General features: G+C 33.5%; 11 protein-coding genes and 4 pseudogenes. 6 read left to right on the forward strand and 9 right to left on the reverse strand.

Annotation, left to right across the window (positions count from 1 at the left end; all coding sequences use genetic code 11):
- Positions 1 to 258: 258 nt before the first annotated feature.
- The 3 genes and pseudogenes from P5P87_RS19725 to P5P87_RS19735 form a co-directional block, all read right to left on the reverse strand.
- Positions 259 to 1,122, reverse strand: coding sequence for an energy transducer TonB (locus P5P87_RS19725; RefSeq protein ID WP_278020349.1), 864 nt, complete (start codon positions 1,120 to 1,122; stop codon positions 259 to 261).
- Positions 1,123 to 1,602: 480 nt separating this feature from the next.
- Positions 1,603 to 2,830, reverse strand: a pseudogene (locus P5P87_RS19730) (Glu/Leu/Phe/Val dehydrogenase dimerization domain-containing protein).
- A 144-nt stretch (positions 2,831 to 2,974) separates the two neighbouring features.
- The gene (locus P5P87_RS19735; protein WP_198857830.1) at positions 2,975 to 3,550 is read right to left on the reverse strand and encodes a chalcone isomerase family protein; all 576 of its coding nucleotides are present in this window, start codon (positions 3,548 to 3,550) and stop codon (positions 2,975 to 2,977) included.
- A 495-nt stretch (positions 3,551 to 4,045) separates the two neighbouring features.
- Between P5P87_RS19735 and P5P87_RS19740 the strand changes: the two genes are divergently transcribed.
- The 6 genes from P5P87_RS19740 to P5P87_RS19765 all read left to right on the forward strand — a co-directional run bounded on the left by P5P87_RS19740 (position 4,046) and on the right by P5P87_RS19765 (position 8,569).
- Positions 4,046 to 5,188, forward strand: a complete 1,143-nt coding sequence (locus P5P87_RS19740) for an acyl-CoA dehydrogenase (protein ID WP_278020350.1) — start codon at positions 4,046 to 4,048, stop codon at positions 5,186 to 5,188.
- Positions 5,189 to 5,329: 141 nt separating this feature from the next.
- Entirely contained in the window at positions 5,330 to 6,307 is a 978-nt protein-coding gene (locus P5P87_RS19745; RefSeq protein WP_278020351.1) for a M28 family peptidase, read from the forward strand.
- A 35-nt stretch (positions 6,308 to 6,342) separates the two neighbouring features.
- Positions 6,343 to 7,020 (forward strand): SDR family NAD(P)-dependent oxidoreductase, encoded by a 678-nt coding sequence (locus P5P87_RS19750; protein WP_278020352.1) that lies wholly within the window; start codon positions 6,343 to 6,345, stop codon positions 7,018 to 7,020.
- 27 nt (positions 7,021 to 7,047) lie between these two features.
- Entirely contained in the window at positions 7,048 to 7,413 is a 366-nt protein-coding gene (locus P5P87_RS19755) for a four helix bundle protein (protein ID WP_278020353.1), read from the forward strand.
- 1 nt (position 7,414) lies between these two features.
- Entirely contained in the window at positions 7,415 to 8,017 is a 603-nt protein-coding gene (locus P5P87_RS19760; protein ID WP_198857825.1) for a SprT-like domain-containing protein, read from the forward strand.
- A gap of 15 nt (positions 8,018 to 8,032) precedes the next feature.
- Positions 8,033 to 8,569: a hypothetical protein gene (locus P5P87_RS19765; RefSeq protein WP_198857824.1), complete on the forward strand. Its 537-nt coding sequence runs from the start codon at positions 8,033 to 8,035 to the stop codon at positions 8,567 to 8,569.
- Between the two features lie 71 nt (positions 8,570 to 8,640).
- Here P5P87_RS19765 and P5P87_RS19770 read toward each other — a convergent pair whose 3' ends face one another.
- From P5P87_RS19770 to gcvP, 6 genes and pseudogenes are all read right to left on the reverse strand, one after another.
- Entirely contained in the window at positions 8,641 to 9,402 is a 762-nt protein-coding gene (locus tag P5P87_RS19770) for an ABC transporter ATP-binding protein (protein WP_198857823.1), read from the reverse strand.
- Positions 9,402 to 10,148, reverse strand: coding sequence for an MlaE family ABC transporter permease (locus tag P5P87_RS19775; RefSeq protein WP_198857822.1), 747 nt, complete (start codon positions 10,146 to 10,148; stop codon positions 9,402 to 9,404). Before P5P87_RS19775 ends, P5P87_RS19770 begins: the two co-directional genes overlap by 1 nt.
- A gap of 79 nt (positions 10,149 to 10,227) precedes the next feature.
- Positions 10,228 to 11,075, reverse strand: a pseudogene (locus tag P5P87_RS19780) (glycosyltransferase family 2 protein).
- Between the two features lie 94 nt (positions 11,076 to 11,169).
- Positions 11,170 to 11,691 carry a methyltransferase gene (locus tag P5P87_RS19785; RefSeq protein ID WP_198857820.1) on the reverse strand — a complete coding sequence of 174 codons (522 nt, stop codon included), beginning with the start codon at positions 11,689 to 11,691 and terminating at the stop codon, positions 11,170 to 11,172.
- Between the two features lie 141 nt (positions 11,692 to 11,832).
- A pseudogene (locus P5P87_RS19790) lies at positions 11,833 to 12,890 on the reverse strand (3-oxoacyl-ACP synthase III family protein).
- 414 nt (positions 12,891 to 13,304) lie between these two features.
- A pseudogene (gene gcvP / locus P5P87_RS19795) lies at positions 13,305 to 16,155 on the reverse strand (aminomethyl-transferring glycine dehydrogenase).
- Positions 16,156 to 16,321: the final 166 nt, after the last annotated feature.

The raw sequence follows: 16,321 nt of genomic DNA on the forward strand, positions 1-16,321 counted from the left end.
TTGACCTGACAGGTTTTTAAAACCTGTTATTTAATAGGAGAAGCAAAAAACGCAATTTTGTCATTTCGACGAAGGAGAAATCTCCACAAGTAGCTCCGCAACGAAAATCCAATCTTTGTAGAGCTTCTCGCGAAGATTTCTCCTTCGTCGAAATGACAAACTGAACGAAAGAAATGAGTCAAACAAGTTCTATAAAAAAGGCTTTCAGATTTCTGAAAGCCTTTTTTATAGAAAACAGATTTAGTGTAAATCTGTTTTTTAATCCAAACTAAAATTATAAATAATTTTTCCAACTTGTTTTGCAGGAGCATCACTGTCAGATTCCCATTTGGTATTCATTGCTGCAATTCTTGCTTGATCTAATAAGCATTTTGCAGTATTTGTTGTTCCTTTAATTCCTGGTGTTGCGCTTATTGTTTTTCCGTTTTGGTCAACACTTACTTCAACAACGACTTTTCCTTCTTCGTTACAAGTATATTTTGGCGCTGGTTTAGATAAGGCTTTTCTGTTTCCTAGAGAATATCCAGATCCTCCGCCAGATCCTCCGCCAGTTCCTGCTCCGTAACCGCTTCCAGTGCCAATGCCATTTCCAGTTCCGTTACCGCCTCCAGTTCCTCCACCAGAACCACCAGAGCCATAATATCCGTTTGAGTTTAAACTTCCGTTAGCTTTTCCTTTGTTTCCTGCTGTTTTATCGTCTCCGTCTCCGCCTTTGTTCGAACCTTTCATAATACTTGCTAAAGCATCGTTTGTTGAGTTAGAAACTTTTGGTTTTTCCGGTACAGGTTTTTGTACAGGTTTCTCAACAGGAACAGGTTTTTTAGGTTTTTCTTTTGTCGGAATTACAACATCATTTTCTGTTGTCGTGTTTTCCTGCGTAATGATCGATTCTTCTTCTGGAGTTGCTTTTGCAGGAGCTTGTTTTACATTGTTTTTTACATCCAAAACTTCGCTTTTATAATTGGCACCAGAACCTAAATCACTATCTCCGAAATTTATGGTTACGCCTCCGCCACCTCCGCCGCCATCAGCAAGAGCAACGTTGTTTTCTGGATTATATGGTGGCCAGAAACGGATAAAAAACAAAAGTAAAATTATGATACCACATATTATACTTGTCATTATAAGAGATTTCTTTTTATCGGAAAGAGAAGATTTTAAAATAAAACCAAAAAGTAATCCGAAAAAAAGGAATGTAAGACGACTTATATTTCTTGATGTGATACTCATTTATACTGTAATTTGATATTTCTTTTTTTAAACGTTTAAAAGTAGTAAAAATTGTTTAGAATGAAAGAGAGAATTTAACCGCAAAGGGTGCTAAGGTTTTTTAAAAAATTATAACGCAAAGCACGCTAAGATTTACGCAAAGAAACGCAAAGTTTTAATTGACTTAAATTTGAGTGAATCTTAAGATTAAAAGTTAGCAAAGCTTTGTCAAGATAAAGCTTTGTCAAGATAAAGCTTTGTGAACTTAATATTTAGATATTGCTTGCGCTCTGAATAAAAATATCTTAGCGTACTTTGCGTTAAATATCTACAGTACAAAAAAACGAGCCAAATAGAAATCTGGCCCGTTTATATATTAAAGTGTAGAATACATTACACTAACTGTTTCAATGCAATCTCAAAAGCAGTTGCACTAATATTTGTTTTTGACGAACTCAGAGCGTGAGCTTTAACAATCGCATTTTTAATGGTATCAGATGTATCGTTAAAAATAGCCTCATCGGTCATTTGAACTTTTTTCTCCATGAAATAAGCAAAAACTCTTGCCATTCCGCAGTTTGAAATAAAGTCAGGAATCAAACTTACTTTACGGTCTACTTCTTCCATGATAGAACCAAAGAAAATTTCTTTGTCAGCAAAAGGAACATTTGCTCCGCATGAAATTACTTCCAATCCGTTTGCGATCAAGCTGTCAATTTGAGCTTGAGTAACCAATCTTGAAGCCGCACAAGGAGTGAAAATTTCAGCACCAATAGTCCAGATTTTAGAATTGATTTCTTCAAACGGAATCATATTGTCAGCAACTAATTTATTTCCGTCTTTATTTAAAAATAACGTTCTGATCTCTTCAAAAGAAAAACCTTCTTCTTTTATTAATCCGCCATCGCGATCAATGATTCCGATAACTTTCGCTCCCATTTCTGCTAAATAAAAAGCAGTACGCAGAACCTACGTTTCCAAAACCTTGAACGATTGCTTTTTTCCCTTTAATGTCTCCGCCATAAGTAGCGTAAAAATGACGAACTGCTTCTGCAACACCAAAACCAGTAATCATGTCGGCAACGGTATATTTTCTAGTAACGTCTGGAGAGAATTTCGGATTTTCAATTACTTTAATTACACCTTGACGTAATTGTCCGATTCTATTAATTTTATCAGCTTCAGTTGGTTTAAAGTGTCCATTAAAAACACCTTCCTGCGGATGCCAAACACCACATTCTTCCGTCATTGGAATTACTTCGTGAATCTCATCAACATTTAAATCTCCTCCAGTTCCGTAGTAGCTTTTCAATAAAGGAGAAACGGCTTTGTACCAACGTTGCAAAACACCTTTTTTGCGAGGATCGTTTGGGTCAAAGTTAATTCCAGATTTAGCTCCTCCAATTGCAGGACCAGAAACTGAGAATTTAACTTCCATAGTTTTAGCTAATGACAAAACTTCGTTCATGTCTAAGCCTTTTCTCATTCTTGTTCCTCCACCCGCAGCTCCTCCACGAAGTGAATTAATAACAGTCCACCCTTCGGCTTCTGTTTCTGAATCTTTCCAATTGAAAACAATTTCAGGTGCTTTGTTTTCAAATTGTTGTAATAAATCTTTCATTTTGTTGTGATATGTTTATTTTGCGTAAATGTATAAAATAGAATAATGCGAATAATGTATTTTGCATCAAATTTATAAAACAAAAAAGAAAAGCCGTCCCGAAATTTTTCGGGACGGCTTTTTGAATATTCAGAAAATTAAGAATTATTGTCCTAATAAATGTTTTTTCAAAGTTTCGTCAACTGGTTTATCAGAAAGCCAGATTCCGAATAATGCTTTTTTGAAATCGAATCCAGGAATTTTTCCTTTCAAAACTTCGTTTTTAGAAACATAAACATTTTGGTCTAATGGGTTGTATGCTAAAATGAAAACATCTTTTTCTGTAATGGCATCGCTTAAGAAACTTTTTAACTGCTCAATTCTAGGACGTAATTGTTCAAGATTTGCACCCGCAGATTTTTCAAAACCTGTGTTCATAGCTTTTGTCAGTTTATTTGAAGAAACCATAGAAGAAGTAATTTCGATTCTAACTGCCATTTCAGTATCACTATCAATAATGAATTGAGGATCCTGCGCTAATTGAGATAAATACAATGCCTGCACATAAACTTCCAACCACATTTTTGATCTTCCACCAGCACCGTTAAGTTGTAAAGTCTTACCTAGAAAATCTATTTTTCTAGGAACTGTTACGCCATTAACATCGATTTGAGTTTGTGCCGAAACAGTAGAAAATTGTAAGCTTAAGAGGAATGTTAGTAATAGTAAAATCTTTTTCATGTTCTATCAATTATTTATTTTTTGGTCAAAAATAATGTTAATTTATTAATATTTGGTTCATTTTCAATATGTTTTTTTTCTGTAAAATTTACATTTAATTTTTGTATTACATTAAAAATCAATTTAGTAAGACTAGTTTTACGTAGATTTACGTGTTTTAAGAATTGTTTAATGAAAGACTGGTAAAAAGTCATCAAAATGTCCGTTTTTATATGCTCTAAAAAGAAAAAAAGACTTTTAAATTTTAAAAGAATTGTTGCGAGATTAACGCTCATTTGGAGAAAAAGCTAAATAATTACGAAAACGTTATCGTTATCTTTGCTGATCTATTAATTTTATATGCATGCATTGTAAATTACACTTTTAAAAAGTATCTTTGGAAGCCTTTGCTTTAAAAAAAGAGGCTCCGAAAAAACACAAAAAACATAAAAAAACTATCAACTAAAGAAATCTGTTTTGAAATCTGGTTGAGAAAAACATTTAAAGTAAACTACTATGGATTTTAATCTTACCGAAGAACATTTAATGATTCAACAGGCAGCAAGAGATTTTGCTCAAAATGAATTATTGCCGGGAGTTATTGAACGAGACGAAAAACAAATTTTTCCAACTGAGCAAATCAAAAAAATGGGTGAGCTTGGATTTATGGGAATGATGGTTGATCCTAAATACGGAGGAAGCGGTCTTGACGCTATTTCTTATGTTATTGCAATGGAAGAAATTTCTAAAATAGATGCTTCTGCTTCTGTTGTTATGTCTGTAAACAATTCATTAGTTTGCTGGGGATTACAAGAATATGGTACCGAAGAACAAAAACAAAAATATTTACCAGGTTTAGCTTCTGGAGAAATTCACGGAGCTTTCTGTTTAAGTGAGCCTGAAGCAGGAAGTGATGCGACTTCTCAAAAAACAACAGCGGTTGATATGGGAGATCACTATTTAGTGAACGGAACTAAAAACTGGATTACAAACGGAAATACAGCTTCTGTATATTTAGTAATTGCACAAACTCATCCAGAATTAAAGCACAAAGGAATCAATGCTTTAATTATGACGAAAGATATGCCAGGTTTCTCAGTTGGTCCGAAAGAACAAAAAATGGGAATCCGTGGTTCTGATACACATTCTTTAATGTTTTCTGATGTTAAAGTTCCAAAAGAAAATAGAATCGGAGAAGATGGTTTCGGATTTAAATTTGCTATGAAAACTCTTGCGGGAGGAAGAATCGGAATTGCTTCTCAAGCGTTAGGAATTGCTTCTGGAGCTTACGAAATGGCTTTGAAATATTCTAAAGAGCGTAAAGCTTTTGGAACAGAAATTTGCAATCATCAGGCAATTGCTTTTAAATTGGCAGATATGGCTGTAAACATCGAAGCGGCGCGTCATTTATGTATGAAAGCGACTTGGGATAAAGACAATCATAAAAACTACGACGTGAGCGGTGCAATGGCAAAATTATTTGCTTCGCAAGTTGCAATGGATACTTCAGTTGAAGCTGTCCAAATTCACGGAGGAAACGGATATGTAAAAGAATACCACGTAGAGCGTTTAATGCGTGATGCTAAAATCACTCAGATCTACGAAGGAACTTCTGAAATTCAGAAAATTGTAATTTCTAGAGCAGTTATTGCAGGATAAATAGATTTCAAAATAAATTTTAAAACCCTTTCAGCTTTTAGTTTGAAAGGGTTTTTTTATGAATATTCTATTACTTTTCATAAGTTTATGCCTTAAAGTAAATTTTTGTTTCTTACTCAGTATTAAATCAAACCAAACATTATGAAAAAGCTATACTTTCTGCTTCCTCTTGTTTTTCTAGCATGCAAATCGGGAACTTCAACAACAAAAGAGAATGAAATAAAAGGAGTTTCAAAACCTATAGAAATCAGTTATAAAGTAAAGGAATCTGAAATTTCAGATTTCTTAAAATATCTTTCTTCTGATGAATTAGAAGGACGTGAGACTGGAACCAAAGGAATTGAAAAAGCGACCGTTTTCTTGGAAGACTTTTTAAAGAAAAATAAAATTAAACCGTATTTTAAAACTTATCGCGATACTTTAACCAATTTCGAAAAGCCAGCGTTTAATATTGTTGGAGTTATTGAGGGAACAGATCCCGAACTAAAAAAAGAATTTGTTGTTTTGAGCGCGCATTACGATCATATTGGTTTAGAGACAAAAGATCAGGCTGATAAAATTAATAATGGCGCAAATGATGATGCTTCGGGTGTGACTTCTGTGGCTGCAATGGCAAAATATTTTAGCACAACTAAAGCTAACAAACGAAGTATATTAATTGTCTTTTTTGCTGGAGAAGAAAAAGGATTGTTAGGTTCTAAAAGTTTAGTAGAGAAATTAAAAAAGCAAAATTTCAATCTTTACACACAATTAAATATCGAAATGATTGGTGTGCCAATGAAACGAGATTATCTAGCTTATATTACTGGTTTTGATAAATCGAACATGGCACAGAAAATAAATGAATACACAGGAAAAAACACCATCGGATTTTTACCTAAAGAAGCAGAATATAAACTGTTTTATAGATCTGATAATTATTCGTTTTTTCAGGCTTTCGGAAAACCATGTCAATCTCTAAGTACTTTTGATTTTGAAAACTTTGATTATTATCATCATGTTTCAGATGAATTTAAATTAATGGATATTCCGCACATCACGGCATTCACACAAGAATTATTGCCTGCAGTAACCAAAATTGCTATTTCGCCTACACAAGAAATAACCATGAATAAATAAGAGGCTGTTTTACAGCATTTGATTATTTTTGTCTAATGAAAAATATTATCGTTACAGGAACAAGCAGAGGAATTGGTTATGAATTGGCCTTGAAATTTGCTGAAGCAGGTCATCAGGTTTTGGCCATTTCCAGAAAAATCCCGCAAGCACTTTTAGAACATCAAAATATAACTTGTCTGTCTGTTGATTTGGCAGATGAAAATGCTTTGGGACAAGTTGAAAATTTTCTTTCTTCGACATGGAAAAAAGTAGATGCAGTAGTTCATAATGCAGGTGCTTTGCTTTTAAAACCTTTTGAGCAAACTACACAAGCAGATTTTGAAAGCATTTATAAAGTGAATGTTTTTGCTGTTGCGAATCTAACTCGTATTTGTATTCCGTATTTAGAAAAAGGAAGTCACGTAGTTACGATTAGTTCGATTGGTGGAGTTCGCGGAAGTTTGAAATTCGCAGGATTAGTCGCTTATAGTTCGAGCAAAGGTGCTGTAATTACTTTGACTGAATTACTAGCCGAAGAATATAAAGAAAAAGGAATTTCATTTAATGTTTTGGCTTTAGGTTCTGTTCAGACCGAAATGCTAAACGAAGCTTTTCCTGGATATCAAGCGCCGATTTCAGCAGAAGGAATGGCAACTTATATTTATGATTTTACATTAAACGGAAATAAGTATTTTAACGGAAAAGTTCTTGAAGTTTCTTCAACTAATCCATAATTAGTTGTGAATTATGAGTTTTGAATTATGAGTGAGAGTATTGTGAAAACTAAAAGTTTTGAGTTAGCTGTAAGAGGAGTTAACTTTTATAAATGGCTAGTAGCAGAAAGGAAAGAATTTGTAATGAGTAAACAGTTTTTGCGTTCGGTTACTTCAGTTGGTGCCAATGTTCGGGAAGCTGTGAATGCACAAAGCAAAGCTGATTTTATTCATAAATTATCAATTTCTCAGAAAGAATGTGATGAATCAATGTATTGGTTAGAAATATTGATTGAAACAAAGTATATTACTATTGCTGAATTTGAATCAATGCACAAGCAATGTGAAGAAGTGCTAAAAATCATAAAAAGTATAATTTTAACGACAAAGAAAAAACTCATAATTCATAATTAAATTGAGCGATACTTTAGCTAAATATATTCCAGAACATGCGGTAAAACCTGTTTTTGATTTGATAGTGGCCAATCAGGTTCATTTGAAAATTGTAAACGAACGCCAAACGCGTCACGGAGATTATAGACGCGGACCAAGTGGAAAACATGAAATTACGGTTAATGCAAGTTTGAATAAATATCGGTTTTTAATTACGCTAATTCATGAAATTGCGCATTTAGTTGCTTTTGAAAAATTTGGACGAAATATAAAACCGCATGGAAATGAGTGGAAATTTACTTTTCAGCGTCTGATGGTTCCGTTTATTCGACCAGAAATATTTCCTGGACAAATATTGCCTTTGTTGGCAAGACATTTCAAAAATCCTTCAGCAAGTAGTGACACCGATACCACTTTGTCTTTGGCTTTAAAACAATATGACAAGGATAATGATAAGAACTATGTTTTTGAAATTCCGTATGGAAGTGTTTTTAGGATCAAAAACGGAAAAGTTTTCAAGAAATTGGCCGTTCGTACCAAACGTTTTGAATGCATCGAAATAAGCTCAGGGAAAACATATCTTTTTAATCCGAATGCGGAAGTGGAACTAATCAATGTTCAATAAAAAATTAAATGAATAATGAATAAAATAATACTAAATGACAATTTTGAGTTTAAGCAAAAAGCAATACTCTTAGTGCCAACATTTTTTTTCTTATATTTTTCATGTGTAGGTTTGCAAACACTCATTAATCACAAAATAAAAGATTTAAATGTTGCCTTTTTTATTATGTTATTTGTTTTTTCAATGATTGGAATATCCTTATTGGTTTTGACATTTTCTAAAGTTGGGTTTAAAGTTCAAGATAATGAACTTTATAGGATATTGTCTTTTTTAGATTTCAATTTCTATTCAAAAAAGATAAATGCAAAAGGAAATAAAATATTCTCTATTTTATATAAAAAAGCATTTCAGCGAAATGAGTACTTAAGCGCTGGAGGTGCAGATGTGAGTTATAATTTCGCTGTTCAAGATTTTGTTTTTTTAAACGAAAATCATTTAGAAAAGGAATCAATAGTTAAGTTGAATTCACAGAAACACTCAGAGGAGCTAAAATTATTTTTAGAGGAATCTGGTAAATTAAAGTTTGAAATTTATTCACCTAACTTTAAATAAAAAGAAATCCCAAATTTCAAAGTTTACAACAACTGGAATTTGGGATTTTTTTATTTAAATTTTGAAAGCTTTTAGCCTTTCAAATAGGCTTCTCTTACTTTTTTGAAAAGGTTTGAAGAATAAACAAACTTTACGATGTCTTTGTTGTCAGTTCTAAAGATTTCCTCTTTAGTTCCTTGCCAAGCTTTAAGACCTTTCTTTAAGAAAACAATATTCTCACCAATCTCCATTACAGAGTTCATATCGTGAGTATTAATTACGGTTGTAATGTTGTATTCTTTTGTGATTTCCTGAATTAAGTTGTCAATCAAAGTCGAAGTATTTGGATCTAGACCAGAGTTAGGTTCGTCACAAAACAAATATTTCGGATTGTTTACAATAGCACGTGCAATAGCCACACGTTTTTGCATACCTCCAGAAATCTCAGAAGGTAATTTTTTGTGAGCGTCAACAAGATTTACTCTTTCTAAAACAAAGTCAACTCTTTCTTTAATTTGTGCTTTGCTATTATTGGTGAACATTTTTAGCGGGAAAGCTACATTTTCTTCAACTGTCATCGAGTCAAATAAAGCACTTCCCTGAAACACCATTCCGATTTCGGTTCTCAAGTCACGTTTTTCGTCTTTGTCCAAATCAGAATAAACTCTTCCGTCAAATTCAATTGTTCCTGAATCTGGCGTATGAATTCCTAATAATGTTTTTAATAGAACTGTTTTTCCAGATCCACTTTGTCCAATAATCAAGTTGGTTTTTCCTGTTTCAAATATTGTTGAAACGCCTTTTAAAACTTTACTATCACCAAATGATTTTTCTATATTTTTTACTTCTATCATTATCCTAATAATAATTGAGTTAATATATAATTAAAAAGAATGATACAAACTGAAGTCCATACGAATGATGTTGTACTTGCCTTACCAACTTCTAATGCACCACCTTTCATATAATATCCGTGAAAAGATGGAATTGTTGCCAATAACATGGCAAAGATTAAAGTTTTAATAAAGGCATAAGTAATATGAAATGGTATGAAATCTTTTTGAGCTCCCATTATAAAATCGGCACCAGTTGAAAATCCTCCATAAGCACAAGCCATCCAGCCGCCAAAAATTCCTAAAAACATACTAATCCCGATTACAAAAGGATACATTAGTAAAGCGATTATTTTTGGAAAAACAAGATAGTTTACAGAGTTAACTCCCATAACCTCTAAAGCATCAATTTGTTCTGTAACGCGCATTGTTCCGATACTTGAAGTAATATACGATCCCATTTTTCCGGCCATAATTACCGAAATAAAAGTAGGAGCAAACTCCAAGATTACAGATTGGCGTGTAGCAAAACCTATTAAATATTTTGGGATTAGAGGGTTAGTTAAGTTTAACGCTGTTTGAATGGCAACAACTCCTCCGATGAAAAAAGAGATAAAGCAAACAATTCCAAGTGAATCAATAATAAGATCATCGATTTCTTTTAGAATTAGATTTTTCATAACAGGCCATTTAGTCTGTTTATTGAAAATTTCCTTCAGCATTAAAAAATATTTCCCGATTTGGGATAAATAACGGATTAGCATCATAATTTTTAAATATTGGCTAAATTAAGGATTAGTTTACAGTTTACCGTTTCGGCTTGGCAGTTTTTTAATTTTTTTAAGATTAAAAAAGCTTTTGTTTCATTTTCTGGAAACGATAATTTCTAATAAATTTAGCTTGTTCTGGTGTTACCAATAAAGGAGTTTTAGCTTTTTTAGCTTTCCAAAAACCTCTAATGTAGTCTAGAAATAGAAAAGGTTTTTTCTTCATCATTGCCAATTTTGCAGAAGCAATTGAAGTGATCCAAAAACCATATCCTAAAGTATAAAAAGCTTCGCCTTGTTTATAACGAGCTGTTTTGTTATAATTTGCACCAGTTGGTTTTAAGTGTTTTACATGTAAAGATTCGTCTGTAACAATTTTCCAATCGTAATACTTGCAAAGCAATTCGTCGACAGTATCCCAACCCATTGCAGGACGTAAACCTCCAATCTGCTGAAAAGTTGCTGCGCGGTATGCTTTTAAAGCACCGCGAATATGGTCTTTATCAGTAAGGTTTTCCAAAATCCATTCGCCATTTTTATCTATGTAGCAGAATCCGCCAGCCATTCCAACCCTTGGATCTGATTCGAAATGTTTAATAATGGTTTCAAAATAATTTGGAGGAAAAATTAAATCGCCGTCAATTTTTACAATAATGTCGTAATTAGAATCTAAAGTTTCAAAACCTTTTTGAAAAGCTTGAATCACTTTACTTCCGGCATATGAATCGCATCTGAAGTTTTATTTACAACAGAGATGTACGGATTCTCTTTTGCAAAACCCAATACAACTTCTTCTGTTTTATCAGTCGAATTGTCATTTACAACCACAACTTTTGAAGGCAAAACAGTTTGTGAAACCAATGATTGTAAAGTAAGACCAATGAGATCTTGTTCGTTGTGTGCGGGAATGACGATGTAATATTTCATAAAATTTTCAATTTAAATCCCAATTTTTATAAATTCCAAATTCCAATCGAAACGAGTTCAATTGGAATTTGAGATTTTTTATTAGAATTTGAAGTTAAGCTCTCTCAGCTACAACAATATAATATCTTGGAGTGAAGTATCTTAATAAAGGTCTTAAACCAAACTTTTTTACTGGATGTGTAAATTGTAATCGGTCGGTTATTTTCCAGCCTGTTTTTTCTAAAAGCCAATCCAATTGCCAATCTTCAAATTCATGGTAATGTCTGTCCCACATATCTGTCTTCGAACGATATGCTGGCGAAAACCATAAGCGTAACGGAATTGAAATTAGTAATTTATCACATTTTACATTTTGCAAAATGGTATATGGATTTAGTAAATGTTCGAAAATCTCAAATGCAGTAAAAACAGTATATTCTTCTGTTTGTAGCGCCTTATGATTGTTGTCTAAATCTTCGCCTTTTGTATTTTTTACAGTGTATCCATTTTCTTCCATTATTTTAGAGAACGGATTTGGAACTCCAAAATCAAAAATAGTCTCTGATGTGCTAACGTGCTTTTGTAAAAACTCTAAGGTAAGTTTGAATCTTTTATTCGGAAACGTTTTTTCGTACATAGTTATTGCGAACGAACAATCTCTCGTTCTTGATTTTAATTAGGTCGCAAATATACTAAAAAAGTCCGCACCTTATAGTGCGGACTTTTTTAGTTTTCAGTCTCAATCAGAGTTTTCAGTCTATGAAACTGAAAACAGCGACTAGTATCGGTAAACAAAAGCATTAATGTTCATTCCTGCTCCAACCGAAGCAAAAATAAGAACGTCGCCTTTGTTGATTTCGTGATTTTCTATTTTTCCTTGTAAAATCAAATCGTATAAAGTAGGAACAGTGGCAACACTACTGTTTCCTAAATCATGAATACTCATTGGCATAATATCTTTTGGAGGTGTTTTATCGTAAAGTTTGTAGAAACGTTCGATAATTGCTTCGTCCATTTTTTCGTTTGCTTGGTGAATCAGGATTTTTTTGACTTCATCAATTGAAATACCGCTTTTATCTAAGCAACTTTTCATGGCGCATGGAACATTGCTTAAAGCAAATTCGTAGATTTTACGTCCGTACATTTTGATGTATTTAATGTCTGGATCTAAATCTGGATTATAAGATTTTCCGAAGAAAAGATAATTGGCTTCATCATTGGCGAAAGTGGCGCTCTCATAAGATAGTAATCCAGTTTCATCTGTTGATGCTTCTAAAATTGAAACTCCAGCTCCGTCAGAGTAAATCATAGAATCACGATCATGATCATCAACAACTCTAGATAGGGTCTCGGCTCCAATTACCATAACCCTTTTTGCCATTCCAGATTTGATAAAAGCGTTTGCTTGCAATACGCCTTCAATCCATCCAGGGCATCCAAAAAGAATATCGTAAGCCACACATTTAGGATTTTTGATTCCTAATTTGTTTTTCACACGAGTTGCTAAGCTTGGCAAAACATCTGTTTGATGTGTTCCTGTTTTTACGTCACCAAAATTATGGGCGAAAATAATATAGTCTAGAGTTTCGGCATCTATTCCTGCATTTGCAATTGCTTTTTGTGCAAAGAAAAAGCTAAATCAGAAGCATTATATTGAGGTTCGGCATAACGACGGTTTTGGATTCCAGTGATGCCTTTAAATTTTTTAATTACAACTTCATTCGGGTAACCAAAAGGAGTTCCATCCTCATTTAAAAAAACATGTTTATCAAAATCTGTGTTTTTTACTTCTAGATTAGGAATATAGCTCCCAATACCAATAATTTTTATTTTCATTTTTTCCCTTAATTATCCGATAAATTTATTGCTAATGTATAAATAATATTATGATAACTATCATAAAAAATAGTATGCATGCATATAATTGTGAAAAAACGATTTTTAAGTTGATATATTGTTTTTTTTCTAATGATTTTTTAATATTTCCTAGATTTCAAACGATTGAAATAGTTTTTAGGACTGATTTTTTTTTCGGTGTAATGTTTATTTTATTGAAATAATTTCACAAAAGATTAGCAGAAAGTTATGTTTCTTTAAATCAGATTTCTTCTTTAGTCTTTTGTTTGAAGAAAGTTTAAAGTTTCAGGTTTAAAGTAGCAATCATAAATGGAAACTTAAAAACCAAAACAAAAAATAAACCCGACAGGTTTTTGAAATCTGTCGGGTTTGGATATTTATAAAAGCTAATTCTTAGCTTTCCATGTAAGCTTCAATAGGAGCACAGCCGCAAACTAAGTTTCTGTCACCATAAGCATCATCAACACGACGAACAGATGGCCAGAATTTATTATCTGCGATGTAATCTAATGGATAAGTCGCTGTTTCTCTTGAGTAAGGGAAATCCCAAGTATCAGAAGTTAACATTGCTAATGTATGAGGTGCATTTTTCAATACATTGTTTTTGTCATCAGCAGTTGCGCCTTCAATCTCTTTTCTGATTGAAATAAGTGCATCACAGAAACGATCTAACTCAGCTAAATCTTCAGATTCAGTTGGTTCGATCATTAAAGTTCCAGCAACTGGGAAAGAAACCGTTGGAGCGTGGAAACCGTAATCCATTAAACGTTTTGCGATATCACCAACTTCGATTCCGTTTTCTTTAAATGCACGGCAATCTAAAATCATTTCGTGAGCTGCTCTTCCGCATTCTCCAGTATAAAGAATTGGGTAGTGACCTTCAAAACGAGATTTCATATAGTTGGCATTCAAGATTGCGTGTTCTGTTGCACTTTTTAATCCTTCAGCTCCCATCATTGTAATGTAGCCATAAGAGATTAAACATACTAAAGCAGATCCGTAAGGAGCAGATGAAATAGCTGTAATCGCTTGTTCACCACCTACTTTTAAGATTGGGTTTGTTGGCAAGAACGGAACTAATTTTTCGTTCACACAAATTGGTCCAACTCCAGGTCCACCACCACCGTGAGGAATAGCGAATGTTTTGTGTAAGTTTAAGTGACAAACGTCAGCGCCAATTGTAGCAGGATTTGTTAATCCAACTTGCGCGTTCATGTTTGCACCATCCATATATACTAAACCACCATTATCGTGGATTAATTTTGTAATTTCAATAATTGAAGATTCGAAAACTCCGTGAGTAGAAGGGTACGTTACCATTAAACAAGATAAATCATCTTTGTGCTCAATCGCTTTTTCTCTTAAATCTTCTACGTCAATATTTCCTTCTGGAGTTGTTTTAGTAACGATAATTTTCATTCCCGCCATCGCAGCAGAAGCAGGATTTGTTCCGTGAGCCGATGAAGGAATCAAACACACATTACGGTGCCCTTCGTTTCTTGACATGTGGTAAGCACGAATCGCCATTAAACCAGCATACTCTCCTTGAGCTCCTGAGTTTGGCTGTAATGTTGTTCCAGCAAAACCAGTAATTACATTTAATTGTTGCTCTAATTTTTTAAGCATTGTAATGTACCCTTCAGCTTGCTCAACTGGTGCAAACGGGTGAATGCTGTTCCAGTTTGGCATTGAAAGAGGCAACATTTCTGAAGTCGCATTTAATTTCATTGTACAAGAACCTAAAGAAATCATAGAATGATTTAATGATAAATCTTTACGCTCTAATTTTTTGATGTAACGCATCAATTGGCTTTCTGAATGATGATTGTTGAAAACATCATGCGTTAAGAAAGAAGAAGTTCTTTCTAATGAAGCCGGTAATTGACTAGTTTCAGTTAATTTAGAAACCGTAACAGTTTCTTTTCCTAAAGCTTCAGCAAAAATCGCAACGATTTGGTTGATGTCGGCAATAGAAGTTGTTTCGTTTAATGATATTGAAACTGAGTTAGCATCAGGATAGAAGAAGTTTACTTCGTTTTTCTCAGCAATAGCTTTTACTTTTTGAGCATCTGCTTTTACCAAAATAGTATCAAAATAAGCTGAGTTAATTTGAGAAACTCCAATTTTATTTAAAGCCTCAGCAGTAGTAACCGCCGATGCATGAACTTTATTTGCAATGTATTTTAAACCTTCTGGTCCGTGATAAACCGCATACATTCCAGCCATAACTGCTAATAAAACCTGAGCAGTACAAATGTTAGAAGTTGCTTTTTCACGTTTAATGTGTTGTTCACGAGTTCCTAAAGCCATACGTAAAGCACGATTTCCATTTGTATCAACAGAAACTCCAATAATACGACCCGGCATAGAACGTTTGTATTCGTCTTTAGTTGCAAAGTAAGCTGCGTGAGGACCACCGTAACCCATTGGTACACCAAAACGTTGAGTAGTTCCAACCACAACTGCAGCACCCATTTCTCCTGGAGAAGTTAAAGCGACTAATGATAAAATATCAGCAAGCAAAGGCAACTTTAATTTCGTTTTCTTTTGCCTTAGCAACAAAAGCACTATAATCATTTACTTGACCGTATTTTCCTGGGTATTGTAAAATAGCTCCGAAAAATTCATTTGAAAAATCAAATGTTTCGTGGTTTCCAATAACCAATTCAATTCCAATTGGAGTTGAACGTGTTTGCAAAACAGACAAAGTTTGTGGTAGAATTTCTTCAGAAACGAAGAATTTATGAGTATTGTTTTTCTTTTGATCTCTTGTACGAACGTCAAATAATAACGCCATTGCTTCTGCGGCAGCAGTTCCTTCATCTAGTAAAGATGCGTTTGCGATTTCCATTCCTGTTAATTCGATAACAGTAGTTTGGAAATTCAATATTGCTTCCAAACGACCTTGAGCAATTTCTGCTTGGTAAGGCGTGTAAGCTGTATACCATCCTGGATTTTCGAAGATATTTCTCTGAATTGGAGCCGGAACGATAGTTGGATGATAACCCAAACCAATATAAGATTTGAATACTTTGTTTTTTCTTCCTAATTCTTGAATGTGATTTGCAAATTCGTACTCGGTCATCGCAGGATCTAAATTCAAAGGTGCTTTTAAACGAATGTCATCTGGAAGGGTTTCATAAACAAGTCGCTCGATCGAGTCAACTCCAATAGTTTTCAGCATATGCTGAAGATCAGTTTCTCTTGGACCAATGTGTCTTAAAGCAAAAGCATCTGTTTTCATGTAGCTATCTAAGTTTTTTTAATTAATGTGCTCGTACACCATTTTATGGTACGAATCACATTTAAAAGTAAATGTGTTGTTTTTTTGTGGCGCAAAATTAAGTATTATTACTAATTTAATAGGTATTTTTAACTTCATTTTTTATCAAATTTATAATCAAATACTT

This window comes from Flavobacterium ginsengisoli (genome assembly GCF_029625315.1).
Classification (GTDB): Bacteria; Bacteroidota; Bacteroidia; order Flavobacteriales; family Flavobacteriaceae; genus Flavobacterium; species Flavobacterium ginsengisoli.

Coding starts and splice junctions, on each gene's coding strand:
- P5P87_RS19725 (WP_278020349.1), bottom strand. CDS start 1,122: ATGACAAGTATAATATGTGGTATCATAATTTTACTTTTGTTTTTTATC.
- P5P87_RS19740 (WP_278020350.1), top strand. CDS start 4,046: ATGGATTTTAATCTTACCGAAGAACATTTAATGATTCAACAGGCAGCA.
- P5P87_RS19735 (WP_198857830.1), bottom strand. CDS start 3,550: ATGAAAAAGATTTTACTATTACTAACATTCCTCTTAAGCTTACAATTT.
- P5P87_RS19765 (WP_198857824.1), top strand. CDS start 8,033: ATGAATAAAATAATACTAAATGACAATTTTGAGTTTAAGCAAAAAGCA.
- P5P87_RS19770 (WP_198857823.1), bottom strand. CDS start 9,402: ATGATAGAAGTAAAAAATATAGAAAAATCATTTGGTGATAGTAAAGTT.
- P5P87_RS19785 (WP_198857820.1), bottom strand. CDS start 11,691: ATGTACGAAAAAACGTTTCCGAATAAAAGATTCAAACTTACCTTAGAG.
- P5P87_RS19755 (WP_278020353.1), top strand. CDS start 7,048: ATGAGTGAGAGTATTGTGAAAACTAAAAGTTTTGAGTTAGCTGTAAGA.
- P5P87_RS19750 (WP_278020352.1), top strand. CDS start 6,343: ATGAAAAATATTATCGTTACAGGAACAAGCAGAGGAATTGGTTATGAA.
- P5P87_RS19745 (WP_278020351.1), top strand. CDS start 5,330: ATGAAAAAGCTATACTTTCTGCTTCCTCTTGTTTTTCTAGCATGCAAA.
- P5P87_RS19775 (WP_198857822.1), bottom strand. CDS start 10,148: ATGATGCTAATCCGTTATTTATCCCAAATCGGGAAATATTTTTTAATG.